Source organism: Halanaerobium praevalens DSM 2228, assembly GCF_000165465.1.
Lineage (GTDB): Bacteria > Bacillota > Halanaerobiia > Halanaerobiales > Halanaerobiaceae > Halanaerobium > Halanaerobium praevalens.
On sequence record NC_017455.1, the window covers coordinates 588,530 to 602,065 of the forward strand.

Annotated in this window: 11 protein-coding genes; 6 read left to right on the forward strand and 5 right to left on the reverse strand. The window is 28.7% G+C overall.

All coding sequences use genetic code 11. From position 1 onward, the window contains the following. Nucleotides 1-120: 120 nt before the first annotated feature. Together HPRAE_RS02605 and HPRAE_RS02610 are read right to left on the reverse strand one after the other, a co-directional pair. Nucleotides 121-1,890 carry a methyl-accepting chemotaxis protein gene (locus HPRAE_RS02605; RefSeq protein WP_014552702.1) on the reverse strand — a complete coding sequence of 590 codons (1,770 nt, stop codon included), beginning with the start codon at nucleotides 1,888-1,890 and terminating at the stop codon, nucleotides 121-123. Nucleotides 1,891-2,044: 154 nt separating this feature from the next. Beyond that, nucleotides 2,045-2,713 (reverse strand): Crp/Fnr family transcriptional regulator, encoded by a 669-nt coding sequence (locus HPRAE_RS02610; RefSeq protein ID WP_014552703.1) that lies wholly within the window; start codon nucleotides 2,711-2,713, stop codon nucleotides 2,045-2,047. Nucleotides 2,714-2,984: 271 nt separating this feature from the next. Between HPRAE_RS02610 and HPRAE_RS02615 the strand changes: the two genes are divergently transcribed. The 6 genes from HPRAE_RS02615 to HPRAE_RS02640 all read left to right on the forward strand — a co-directional run bounded on the left by HPRAE_RS02615 (nucleotide 2,985) and on the right by HPRAE_RS02640 (nucleotide 9,711). Beyond that, nucleotides 2,985-4,193, forward strand: a complete 1,209-nt coding sequence (locus tag HPRAE_RS02615; RefSeq protein ID WP_014552704.1) for an ABC transporter substrate-binding protein — start codon at nucleotides 2,985-2,987, stop codon at nucleotides 4,191-4,193. Continuing rightward, complete coding sequence (locus HPRAE_RS02620; protein ID WP_014552705.1) at nucleotides 4,190-4,885, forward strand: GTP-binding protein; 696 nt, start codon at nucleotides 4,190-4,192, stop codon at nucleotides 4,883-4,885. The genes HPRAE_RS02615 and HPRAE_RS02620 overlap by 4 nt, the downstream gene beginning before the upstream one ends. Continuing rightward, complete coding sequence (locus tag HPRAE_RS02625) at nucleotides 4,885-5,922, forward strand: ATP-binding cassette domain-containing protein (RefSeq protein WP_014552706.1); 1,038 nt, start codon at nucleotides 4,885-4,887, stop codon at nucleotides 5,920-5,922. Before HPRAE_RS02620 ends, HPRAE_RS02625 begins: the two co-directional genes overlap by 1 nt. A 206-nt stretch (nucleotides 5,923-6,128) precedes the next feature. Continuing rightward, on the forward strand, nucleotides 6,129-7,940 hold the full coding sequence (locus HPRAE_RS02630) for a DAK2 domain-containing protein (protein ID WP_014552707.1): 1,812 nt from the start codon (nucleotides 6,129-6,131) through the stop codon (nucleotides 7,938-7,940). Next, complete coding sequence (locus tag HPRAE_RS02635) at nucleotides 7,937-8,713, forward strand: DUF1295 domain-containing protein (protein WP_014552708.1); 777 nt, start codon at nucleotides 7,937-7,939, stop codon at nucleotides 8,711-8,713. The genes HPRAE_RS02630 and HPRAE_RS02635 overlap by 4 nt, the downstream gene beginning before the upstream one ends. A gap of 23 nt (nucleotides 8,714-8,736) precedes the next feature. After that, nucleotides 8,737-9,711, forward strand: coding sequence for a DUF523 and DUF1722 domain-containing protein (locus tag HPRAE_RS02640; RefSeq protein ID WP_014552709.1), 975 nt, complete (start codon nucleotides 8,737-8,739; stop codon nucleotides 9,709-9,711). Nucleotides 9,712-9,796: 85 nt separating this feature from the next. Here HPRAE_RS02640 and gndA read toward each other — a convergent pair whose 3' ends face one another. The 3 genes from gndA to zwf all read right to left on the reverse strand — a co-directional run bounded on the left by gndA (nucleotide 9,797) and on the right by zwf (nucleotide 13,490). Beyond that, complete coding sequence (gndA, locus tag HPRAE_RS02645) at nucleotides 9,797-11,194, reverse strand: NADP-dependent phosphogluconate dehydrogenase (protein WP_014552710.1); 1,398 nt, start codon at nucleotides 11,192-11,194, stop codon at nucleotides 9,797-9,799. Nucleotides 11,195-11,233: 39 nt separating this feature from the next. Beyond that, a complete protein-coding gene (locus tag HPRAE_RS02650; RefSeq protein WP_014552711.1) occupies nucleotides 11,234-11,890 on the reverse strand; it encodes a cyclase family protein in 657 nt (218 codons plus the stop codon). Between the two features lie 64 nt (nucleotides 11,891-11,954). Next, nucleotides 11,955-13,490, reverse strand: coding sequence for a glucose-6-phosphate dehydrogenase (gene zwf, locus HPRAE_RS02655; protein WP_014552712.1), 1,536 nt, complete (start codon nucleotides 13,488-13,490; stop codon nucleotides 11,955-11,957). Nucleotides 13,491-13,536: the final 46 nt, after the last annotated feature.

Genomic DNA, 13,536 nt, shown 5'->3' on the forward strand with positions numbered 1-13,536 from the left:
AATTAATTAAACTCCAAAATAAAATAATGTATTAAAGCTCCCTAATTAATAGCTTAGAAAATAAAAGGCTATTTTAAAAGGGAGCTTTATTTTTAAAATAATTTATTATTTAATTTTCATTTATACTTTGAATTTAGAAATCATTTTTTTTAGTTTGGCTGACATTTCAGATAAATGACTACCAGCAGCAACAATTTCTTCAGTTGCTGCAATTTGTTCTTCACTATTAGCTGCAACTGTTTCAGCATTTTTAGCAGCTTCATTACTGACTTCAGCCACATTATTAATCATATTATTTACACCTTGACTTAATTTATTCATTTCTGCAGTTTCATTATCAATTTCTTGAATTAAACTACTTAGTTTATTAACAGTTTTTTCAATTTTATTAAAAATCAGATCTGTATCTTTAATTACCTTAACACTATTATTAACTGCTTTTTCTGTTCCATCCATTTTTTGAACAGCATTGCTAACTCCTAATTGAATTTTGTCAATTAATTTAGAAATATTATTAGTAGCTTGAGAGGATTCTTCTGCTAATTGCCTGATTTCATCAGCCACTACTGAAAATCCACGACCAGCTTCTCCAGCTCGAGCAGCCTCTATAGCAGCATTTAAAGCTAGTAAGTTTGTTTGTTGAGAGATATTATTAATTAAATTAACAATTGTTCCAATTTCTTCTGACAAATCACCAAGATTGTTAATTGTAATTCCTATTTCAGCAGAATTATCTTTAACTTTATTTACTTGCTGAATTGAACTTTGCATTGATTTAGTACCTGTTTTTATATTTTCAATAACTTGATTAGAGGCTGAACCCATTTTACGGGATTTACTACTTGTACTATCTATTTGAGATATTAATTGTTTTAAGTTTTGACTAGTTTCCATAATCTGAGCTGATTGTTCTTCTGCTCCAGAAGCAACGTTTTCAATTGCTCCTCCAACTTGTTCAGCTGCTTTTTCTACTTCTTGGCCAGAAATTGCTAATTCTTGACTTTGATTTGTTAATTCAATAATCTCTTTTTTTATTTCTGTTAAAATTTCTTTTTGAGAATTTGCTGTTTGATTATAAGCTTGGGCAAGTTTGCCAATTTCATCTTTACTTTCTATATCCATTCTATAAGTTAAGTCTCCAGCAGCCATTTTATTCATACCACTTAAAATTTTATTGATATTTCGTGAAATATAACGTGAAATAAAAATAATAATTAAGGCAAAAATTAAGATAGTTGCTAATAAGAAAATAATAAGTGTTTTTGAGATATTATTAATAATATTATTTAAGTCATTTTTAACTTCAGTTAACTGTGTATTGATAATTCCATCATAAGTTCCAGCCCCAATAAAATAATCTGTTCCTTTAATCGGAGTTACATAACTAATTTTATTTTCAGCTTCACCAGTATTTGGATTAGGATAAACATATTCTGTAAAACCTCCACCTTTGTCAGCTCTTTCTTTTAAAGCTCTAATTATATATTTACCATTTGCATCTTTTAAATTCCATCTATTTGTACCTTCAATAGCTGGTGATGGTGGAAGTGAAATTGTATTTCCCTTTTGATCGTAAACAAAGAAATATCCAATTTCACCAAATCTTATATTTTGATTATAATTTTTAATTAATCTTTGAAATTCAGCTTGACTCAAGTTATTATTTGAAATAATTAATTCAGCTAAAAAACTTGCAGCTGTTTCTGTAGCATTTTTTATTCTTTGTTTTTCTAAATTAAGTAAATGATAACTAACAGTTTTTGTATTTTCTCTACTTAAATTTTGAAACTGTTGGTTGAAAAAATAACTCATAATTAAGACCAGAATCAAAAAGCTGAGCCCGATTACTAAAGATATTTTTTTAGCAATACTTAAATCTTTAAAAAACATCTAATCCCCTCCTGTGACATACTCTTTTTAAAAATAAAAAATTAAGTTAATTATATTATACCATATTATTGTAAAATTAAAAATATTAATAAAATTAGGAGTTGATATTAAACCAAAGAGAGGCTTAGAAAAGTAAAAAATTGATATTTAAATTTTAAGTATAAGTTTTAATTTTAGCTAAATCTTTAATTATAATTTTTTTGCGAGAGGTTTGAATCAGAGATTCTGCTTCAAATTTACCTAAAACTCTAGAAACAGTTTCTCGACTACTACCAATCATATTTGCAAGTTCAGCTTGAGTTAAAGCTATATCTAAAACTATTTGATCTTTTTTGTTTGTACCATATTTTTCTGCTAAAAAAATTAATAAACCTGCAACCCGAGCTGAGCTATTTTTTAAAGCTAAATCTCTAACATTTTGTTGAGCCCGGCGCAGCCGGCCACTCATTTCTCTTAATAATTTAAGCCCAATTGACGGATGTTTTAAAATTAAATTTTCTAATTCAGATTGAGCAAAGACAATAACTTCAGCTGCAGTCATTGTTAAAGCAGAGGCTGGGTAATTTCCTTTATCAAAAGCTACTATTTCTGCAATTATATCATTTTTACTAAAAATATTTAGTATTTGTTCATCACCATTTTTAATCATTTTAGTTAATTTAACTTTTCCAGATTTAATAATAAAAAATTTATTTCCAGCTTCACCTTCAAAAAAGATATATTCTCCTTTTTTAAATTTAGTTGTACTGGCAATTTCATCAATTAAATCTAATTCTTTTTCTGTTAATAAACTAAAAAAAGGTATTTCTTGAACTATACTCATTTTTTTCCCTCCAAATTTAATTTCTAATTTTATAATAAGTAATTAACTTTAAAAAAGCAAGTAATTTGCTCAACTTTAAGATAAATAATAAATAATTATAGCTTTGAGTGACTTAAATCACAGAATAAACTAGATTAAAATGCTAAACTTTAACTAGTCAATAAAGATTAATTAAAAACTTAGAAAGTATTTAAATATAGAGATGGTGATTTAATTCACTTGTACCGGGTACAAAAAAGTGGGTACAAAAAAGTAAAAGGAGTGTTTTAAAATGGAAAATAAAATTGATGTTAATGAAAATTTATTTGAGATAACTAAAAAATTTCCCAGTCTGATTGCAGTTTTAGTTAATAAAGGTTTTAATCAATTAGATGAAGAAGATAAAAGAAGGAATTTTGGTTCCAAGATTACTTTAAAACAGGCAGCAGAACTTAAAAATTTAGATTTAGCTAAACTTTTAGACTTAATGGAAAAAGAAATAGAAAAAAATAATAGCTATAAATCAGGTGGAGAAAAAATTAAAGTTTCAGGTTCATTACCTTGTCCAGTTAAAATTCCAATGACAGAAGAATTAGAAAAAGTAGCTTTAGAACTTGATTATGAAGTTGACTTGGATCTTAAATCTGCTTCTCAAGGTTTAGAATGGCTGCAGAATGGTTTTGAAGCAATTGAATCTGAAGCTGAACTTGCTGATATATTTATTTCAGCTGGATTTGATTTATTTTTTGATAAAAATTTAATGGATCGCTTTCGTCGGCAGGATGTTTTTAAAGATGCAACTGGAATTGAAGAGCTAAATCAGGATTTTACCGAAGCAGGAGTCGATTTGTTAGATCCTGAAGGCGATTATTCTGTTTTAAGTATTGTGCCAGCTGTTTTTTTAGTTAATAAAGATGAGTTAAATGGTAGAAAAGTCCCGAGAAGTTGGGAAGAAATATTAAGTAAAGAATTTGCCAATAGTGTTAGTTTACCAGTTAGTGATTTCGATCTTTTTAATGCTATTTTATTAAATATTTATCAGAGTTATGGAAAAGACGGAATTACTAAATTAGGTCGTTCAATGAAAAAAGCTTTACATCCTTCTCAAATGGTAAAAGAGGGGGGAAGGAAGGCTGATGATCAACCAGCGATTACAATTATGCCGTATTTCTTTACTAGAATGGCCAAACGTTTTCCTCATATGGAATTTATTTGGCCAGCAGATGGAGCCATTGTTTCTCCCATTTTTATGTTAACTAAAGCTAAAAAAATTGAAAAAATGCAGCCTTTAATTGATTTAATGGCCTCTGAGAAAATGGGTAAAATTTTAGCTGAACAGGGATTATTCCCCAGTGTTTTACCAGAAATTGAAAATGGATTACCAGAAAAGGCCAAATTTATGTGGCCTGGTTGGGAATTTTTAAGAAAAGAAAATCCAGGAGAACTGCTAAAAGAATTAGAAGCTGAATTTAATAACTCTGTGGAGGTGAATGCAGTATGAATTTAGTTACATTTTCTGGGCCACCATCTTCAGGTAAAACTTCGGTTATTTTAAAAACTATTGAAGCTATTCAAAAACGGGATTTAAAAGTTGGAGTAGTTAAATTTGATTGTTTATATACAGATGATGATGAGCTTTATCGTCAGGCAGGAGTGCCAGTTAAAAAAGGCTTATCAGGTTCTCTTTGTCCTGATCATTATTTTGTGAGTAATATAGAAGAAGTTGTGCAGTGGGGAAAAGAAAGAAATTTAGATCTCTTAATCACAGAAAGTGCTGGTTTGTGTAACCGCTGTTCTCCTTATATTAAAGATATTAAAGCAATTTGTGTCATTGATAATTTAAGTGGTATTAATACACCTAAAAAAATTGGGCCAATGTTAAAAACAGCAGATATAGTAGTAATTACTAAAGGTGATATTGTTTCCCAAGCTGAAAGAGAAGTCTTTGCTTCTAGAGTTAGTAATGTTAATCCAGATGCAATGGTAATGAATGTTAATGGTTTAACTGGTCAGGGAGCTTTTGAATTTTCAACTTTACTTTATGATCAAGAAGATAATATTGAAACTGTTACTGGTAAAAAATTGAGATTTTCAATGCCTTCTGCAATGTGCTCTTATTGTTTGGGAGAGACCAGAATTGGTAAAGAACATCAATTAGGTAATGTCAGAAAAATAGATTTGGGTGATCAATAATGATTAATAAAAGTAAATTAAAGAATTTAACTATCAATGAAATTATAGCAGAATATCCTTATACAGAAAGTTTTTTTGAAGATCAAAAATTAGCTATTTCAGATTCAAGTCAGAGTCTAGAAGCAATATTTTCTAATTTAACAATGGAAGAAAAAGAAGATGTAGTTTTTGATTTAGAGCAGTTTACAGCAAGTCTCGCTTCTCATATTAAAAATATGCAGGAATTTTTGGGTGAAAATGATTCAATTGTAGGAAGTCTTTCTATTTTAGCTGGTCAAAATAAAGATGGGGAATTAGAAAATTATGAAAAACTTGAGCTTAAAAGTGGGGAAATTGTTTCTATTGTCGGCCCAACAGGTTCAGGTAAAAGTAGATTATTAGCTGATATTGAATGGACAGCTCAAGGTGATACCCCTACTAAAAGAAAAATTTTGATCAATGATCAAGTCCCAGATAAAAAATGGCGTTTTACTGGGGGGAAAAAACTGGTAGCTCAATTATCTCAAAATATGAATTTTGTTATGGATTTGTCAGTAATGGAATTTTTAAATTTACATGCAGAAAGTAGGTTAATTGATAACCAGTCAGAGGTCGTAGCAAGAATTTTTAGAGAAGCAAATCAGCTAGCAGGGGAAAAATTTAGTTCTGAGGCTCAAATTACCAGTCTAAGTGGTGGACAATCTCGGGCCCTAATGATAGCTGATACAGCGATTTTGAGTTCTTCCCCTATAATTTTGATTGATGAAATTGAAAATGCTGGTATTAATCGTGAAAAAGCTTTAGAGCTTTTAGTAGGAGAAGAAAAAATAGTTTTAATGGCTACTCATGATCCGATTTTAGCTTTAATGGGTGATCGCCGAATCATTATTAATAATGGTGGGATTAAAGATGTTATAGAAACTTCAACTGCAGAAAAAGAACTAATGCAGGAGCTTAAAGTTTTAGATAAAGTAATGACTGACTTAAGAGATGATTTACGTTATGGTAATAATTTATCTAAAATTAGTGAAGAATTATCTGCTCTCAAAAATGCCTAATTAGACTAATAAAATAAAAAATATTTTAAATTCGCTCTGAGCTTTAAGCTTTTGAGCGAATTTTTTTATTAAAAATTATTTTTAAGATGAATAATGATTTTTTTAAAATTTCAGAAAATGTTTTTTAATAACTTTTATTTTCCACTGTATCTAGATATAATATTGTTAATCAGAGAAAATATTTAGCTAATTTGGGAGGTATAAAGTTGAAAATAAATTATCTTGATGGTAAAAGACTTTATTATGCATTTTTAGCAGGAACAAAAAAAGTAATTGCTAACAAAAATGATTTAAATAAAATTAATCTATTTCCAGTAGCAGATGGTGATACTGGAAGTAATTTAGCTCATACCTTAAAAGTAGTTGAAAATGAAACTATAAAAACTGATTCTCTAGCTGAAACTCTTAATTCAATGGGAGAAGCTGCTCTTAAGGGGGCAATTGGAAATTCAGGTATTATCTTTGCTCAATTTATTAATGGTTTGAAAAATAGTGCTGCTCAAGCTCAAAATATAGATACTAAAGAGTTTGTAGAAATAGTAAAAAAATCTGTTGCTTATACTTATCAAGGACTTAATGATCCAGTTGAGGGAACTATTTTAACTGTGATGAAAGACTGGGCTGTTGCTTTAGAAAAAATTCAAACTAAAACTAAAGATTTTGCTGAGTTAATCAATGAATCATTAAAAACGGCTTCTAATTCTTTAGCAAAAACTAAAAATCAGCTCCAGGTTTTAAAAGAGGCTAATGTTGTTGATTCTGGAGCTCAAGCTTTTGTTTTTTTCTTAGAAGGAATAGTTGATTTTATAAATAATGGCAATCTTAAAAAATTAAATTCTAAAAACTATGGCTCAATTGAAGAGTTAATTAAAGAGGAAATAGGTAAAGAAGAAAAAATTGAATTTCGTTATTGTACTGAGGCTTATCTTGCTCATTTGCAAATATCAATTAAAGAATTAAAATTGAAAATTTCAGAATTTGGAGACTCACTAATAATAGCAGGAGATCGACAAAAGCTGCGTCTTCATATTCATACTAATAAGCCACCTCAACTTTTTTTGAAATTAGACCAATTTGCAGATATCTTAGATCAAAAAGTAGATGATATGCAATTACAGCAGCAGGTTAAATATAATAAAAAATCTGAAATAGCTATTTTAACAGATTCTATAGCTGATCTGCCAGCAGAATTTAGAGATAAATATCAAATTCATTTATTACCTTTAAATATTTTAATTGATGAAACTAATTATCTCGACAAATTAACAATTGATACTAATAATTTTTTTGATATTATAGATGATGCAACAGAATACCCTTCTTCAGCTCAACCAGCAGTTAAAAAAATAGAAGATAAACTTAATTATTTAGCCGAAAATTATCAAGCAGTTATTGCAATTACTGTTTCAGCCAAAATGAGTGGGACTTATAGCAGTATCAAAAAAGCTGCTACAAATATTAAAAATCAGGCAAAAGATTTTAAGCTGGAAGTTATTGATTCAAAGACCAATTCCGGGGCTCAGGGATTATTTGTACTTGAAGCTGCAGAGCAGTTAGAAAAAGGCAAAAATTTTGAACAAATTATTAAATATTTAAAGTCACTGCGAGATAATTTGTATATTTATGTTAGTGTTAGTGATTTTAAATATATGGTTCGGGGAGGCAGAGTCAGCCCTTTAAAGGGTAAATTAGCTGGGTTTTTAAATTTAAAACCAATTATTTCTATTGATCAAAAAGGAAATGGAATTGCTTTTGCAACAGCTTTTAGTAAAAAAGGAAATTACAAAAAGATAAAATCAATTTTAAAAAAACACCAACAAAAAAAGGGGGTTAAACGTTTTGCTATTGTTCATGGTGATGATTTAAACAGAGCTAAAAGGTATAGAGAATCTTTTAGCGAATTATTAGGTATAGAAGCTGAATTTTTAACTAAAATTTCTCCAATTGTAGCTCTTAATGCTGGTAGAGGTAGTACAGCAATTGCTTTAATTGAGAAAAATGAGGAGGAAATAGAATGATAAATTCAATTTATTTTCAAGTATTTCTTTTCGTTTTAGCCTATTTTTCTTTATTTTTTATTATAGCTATTTTAAAAAAAGATAATTCAATTGTTGATGTAGGATGGGGTTTAGGTTATGTTTATACTGCTAATTTAGCTCTTTATCTAACTAATAATTATAATTTGCGTTCTTTTATCATTACTTTTATAGTTACAATTTGGGGTCTTAGATTAAGTTATCATATTTTTAAAAGAAATCAGGGAAAAGGAGAAGATTTTCGTTATGCAGAATGGAGAAAAAATTGGAATCATTTTTATCTCACTTCTTTTTTAAGAGTTTTTATGCTGCAAGGAGTACTTTTATTTATTATCTCTACTCCCATTATTAAAATTATAGCTGCCCCTTATCAGGAACTAAAAATAATTGATTTTCTTGGTCTTTTAGTTTGGGGTTTAGGATTTGCTTTTGAAGCATTAGCTGATAAACAGTTAAAAGATTATAAAGCTTTAGCAGATTCTAAAAAAAATGGCCATGTATTAAAATCAGGCGTTTGGAAATATACTCGTCATCCTAATTATTTTGGTGATGCTTTAGTCTGGTGGGGGTTTTATCTTATTGCTTTATCAATTCCAGGTGCTTGGAAATTCATATTCAGTCCACTGATTATGACTTTTTTACTGCGTTTTGTTTCTGGAGTCCCACTTTTAGAAAAAAGATATGCAGATGATGAAGAATATCAAGAATATGCTCAAAAAACTAATATATTTTTTCCTTGGTTTCCCAAAAGCTAAATTTAGAATAGGAGGTCTTTAATTTGCGAGAATTTAAAAAACCAAATATTATTCTAAGTAAATGTTTAGAATATTGTCGTTGTCGTTATAATGGAGATAAAATACCTGATAAGTTTGTACGTAAGTTAGAAAAACATGTTAATTACATTAAAATCTGCCCAGAAGTTGAAATGGGTTTAGGAGTTCCTAGAAATTCTGTTCGTTTAATCAAAGATCAAGATCAATATAAATTAGTAGATTCTATGACTGGTAAAGATCATACTGATAAAATGAATAATTATTTAGAAAAAATAATTTCAGAGTTAAAAGAGGAAGAAATTGAGGGGTTTATTGCTAAAACTCGCTCTCCTTCTTGTGGTAGTAATGATGCTAAGGTTTATCCAAAAGCAGGAAAAGTACCTGCTCTAGGAGAAAAAAAGGCAGGCTATTTTACTACAGAATTAAAAAAATCATTTTCTAGTCTTGTTATAGAAAATGAGGGAAGATTGAAAAATTTTAAATTAAGAGAAAATTTTTTGATTAAAATTTTTATGTTAGCTGATTTAAGATCTGTGATTGAAAGTAGAGCAATTAAAGAGCTAATTGATTTCCATAGTAATAATAAATATTTAATTATGTCTTATAATCAAAATGGTTTAAATAAACTGGGGAGAATCATTGCTGCTTATAAAAAGGGGAAAACAGAAATAATAATGAAAAAATACAGAAAAAAACTATTAGAAACCTTAGAAGTTTTACCAGATACAGGGAAGAGAGTTAATATGCTAGAACATATTTTTGGTTATGTATCTTCAAATATTAGTCCAGAAGAAAGAAAATATTTTTTAGAAACACTAGCTGATTTTAGAAAAGATAAAGTTCCTTTTTCTTTACCTTTAGCTCTTTTGCGATCTTGGGTAATTAGGTTTAAAGTAGAATACTTATTAGCTCAAACAATATTTAATCCTTATCCCGAAGGTTTAATTGATTTGAGTGATTCAGGTAATGGTAGATTATAGAGTAGACTAAGAAAAAAGGTGCAGAACAATTTTAAGTTCTGCACCTTTTACAAGAATTTTAAAATTTATATTTTTTTAATTTCTATTATTTCCATTCTGTATGGAAAGTTCCTTGATCATCTGTACGTTGATAAGTATGAGCACCAAAGAAATCTCTTTGAGCTTGAATTAAATTTGCTGGTAGCTTTTTAGATTTTAAACTATTAAAATAATCAAGAGCAGCATGGATAGCAGGTATTGGCAATCCAGATTTTGCTGCACTTTCTACTAAAGGTGCAATTTCTTCAGCAGCAGCATTTAGTTGACTTTTAAATTGCTGAGCTGTAATTAAACTATTAAGATTTCGATTTTCTTTAAATGCATTCTGAATTGGCTCTAAAAGACCAGAACGAATAATACAGCCTGCTTCCCAAATACGTGCGATTTCTTTATAATTTAAATCATAATTATATTCTTCTGAAGCTGCTTGTAGTAATTTAAAACCTTCTGCATAAGCAATTACTGAACTAAAAAAGACTGTCTTTTTGAGTATAGGTAGCATTTTCTTTTTTTCTACTACTGCTCTAGTACTACTGGCAAATTGAGACGAATTATTGATCCTTTCTTCTTTAAGAGCAGAAACTAAACGGGCATTAACTCCAGCATTAATCGTTGGAATAGCAGTTCCTAAATTCAAAGCACTTTGGACACTCCACTTACCGGTTCCTTTTTGTTTAGCTTTATCTAAAATTAGATCAATTAATTTACGACCAGTTTTAGGATCATCTTGGTGCATGATTTTAGCAGTTATTTCTACTAAATATGAATCAAAATCTTGATTCCAATCTGCAAAAATATCACCAATTTCATCTGGTTTTAATTGTAGTACTTGATCTAAATAAGCATAAATTTCTGCTAAAACTTCCATAATTCCATACTCGATTCCATTGTGAACCATTTTTACATAATGACCAGCAGAATTAGGGCCTAAATAGCTAACACAAGCACCCTTATTTGTAGTTGCAGCAGCATCTTCAAGAATATCTGAAACTTCTGCATATGCATTTTCATTTCCTCCGGGCATAATAGAAGGTCCATGCAAAGCCCCAGCTTCACCACCACTAATTCCAACCCCCAGATATTTTATATTTTTTTCTTTAAGATTTCTCAACCTACGATTTGTATCTTTAAAATATGAATTTCCACCATCAATAATAATATCATCTGCTTCTAAATAAGGAAGCAGACTATCAATTACTAAATCAACTGGTTTTCCTGCTTTAATCATTAAAATTATTTTGCGAGGTTTAGCTAAAGAGGAAACAAATTCTTCTAGTTTATAAGTAGCTTTAAGTTCTTGATTTTTAACTTTATTTTTAATAAAATTTCTTGTTTTAGTTTCAGTTCGATTAAAAACAGCTATAGAATGATTGCGAGCAATATTAAGAGCTAAATTTTGTCCCATAACTGAAAGACCGATTAAACCAATTTCGTATTTTTTCATTTATAATACCTCCTGTGATTTAGATTAAATAAAATTTATTTATTTAAATAATTTAAGCATTATTTCAATTTCTCCATTTTCAAATAAATATGCTCGTGCAGGAAGGCCATCACTATTAGCAATTTTTAAAAGAGAAAGTACTAAAACATATTGACCAGCTGGAACTTTATTTAGTCTTAATCCTTCTAAAATGATTATTTTTTTAGTTAATAATTTTTTATGAGTTTGATGTTCTGCTTGATTTCTTTCAATTCCATTTGTATCAATTCCAACTCCTTTAATTTCTTTTTTTGCTAAGTAATTAGCACCACTTTGATCTAAATAAATAAATTTTTCTGGCTTTTCTTCTAGATACCCAGGCTGAGAATTTGTAGTTTTTAAAATTACAAAAGAATTTTCTTTAATTGAGTATTTTTTTAAATCAGCAGCTGTAATTTTTTCTGTCAAATTTGTTAAATCAAGCACCTGGGCCTGATAAAAAGGATTTTCAGCAAAAAAGATATTAGAATTTTCTCCCTCAGGTAAAATGTGTAAAGGTGCATCTATATGTGTTCCAGTATGAACATTCATTTGTAGCTCAGATTCGTGTGCATCCCCATTTTCAAAATCTCTAATTGTTGTTAAACGTGGTCTAACCTCATCTCGTCCTTTATAAACTAACATTTCTTTCTTAATTGTCATTGAAATATCATACATTTTGGACTCCCCCTAAACAAGTTAAGCCTTTTTAATAGTATATAATTTTAAAATTTAAAAGTTATTACTTTTTATCCTGCCAAATTCTGTTATCAGCTTCTAATAATTTGTCAGCTGCTTTTGGTCCCCCAGTTTGAGCAGGATAAGAGTGTAGTTTAATTTTTTGTTCTTGACACTTTTTCTGAATCTTATCAATAAATTTCCAAGAATAAGAAACTTCTTCCCAACTTGTAAAAAGTGTTTTATCACCAGCAATCATATCATAAATTAAACCTTCGTAATTTTCAGGTGAATTGAAAAACTGCTGACAGCTCTGACAAAACTCCATTTCAACTGGCACAATTTTATTATTACTAGCTGGTTTTCTAGTATTAAATCTTAAAGAAACTCCCTCTTCAGGTTGAATTTTTATTAATAAGATATTGGAACTTAATTTTTGATCTTCAGTATAAGCAGCATGAAAATCATCTTTAAATTCAATAGCAATTGCTGCTTCTTTTTTATTTAATCTTTTACCTGATTTAAGATAGATTGGAACATCTTGCCAACGCTGATTGTTTAAAAATAGTTTAAGTGCCATAAAAGTTGCTGTTTTAGAGTTAGGATCTATTTCTTTTTCTTCTCTATAAGCTTTAATTGATTTTTTGCTATTTTTATTTTCAATTATATTTGAGCTGTATTGACCTCTAACAATATGCTCATCTATATTACTGAGATCATTATCAGCTAATTCTTTAAAAACTTCTACTTTTTTTTGTGAGATTTCAGCAGCACTTAAATTTTCAGGTTCTTCCATTGTAATTAATGATAATATCTGCAGTATATGATTTTGGAACATATCTTTGATTACTCCAGTATCATCATAATATTTTCCGCGATCTTTAACACCTTCAGATTCGTTTAAATATATTTGGATATTATCAATATGCTCTTTATTCCAGAGTGCTCTGAAAATTGGATTGCTTAAGCGAATAACCATTATATTCTGAATCATCTCTTTACCTAAATAATGATCTATTCTAAAAATATTTTTTTCTGAAAAAATTTTGCTGAGGGTATTATTTAATTTTTGAGCTGATTTAAAATCATGGCCAAAAGGTTTTTCAATGACTAATTTGGAATTATTTGTTTTAAAACCAGCATTTAACAAATTAAATTTATCTAATTTTTTAGCTATTTCTGCAAAAAATTTAGGAGCAGTTGCTAAATAAAAAATTCTTTCAGATATTTTTTCTGTTTTATCTTTTTGAACAAGATGATTTTCTAATTTCTTAAAATCAGCTTCATTTTTAAAAGAAAGTTGAAAGTATTCTAAATGAGAAGCTAATTTTTTCCAATGTTTAGAATCTATTTTTTTCTTTTTATTTTTTAAAGATTTATATAAGGCAGCTAGATATTCATTTTTATTTTTATAGCGGCGACCCGTAGCAATAATTGTATATTTATTTGTTAAGATATCTCTTGCAACTAGATTATAAAATGCAGGGATAATTTTATTATGAGCTAAATCACCAGTGCCACCAAATAAAATGAATTGAAAATTACTATCTATATTTTCAGTATCTAAATTTTGATAAAGTGTAGTTAATGTTTTGTTCAATTAAAAAACCTCCTATAACTAGCATAACCTTAACATAAATCTTTAT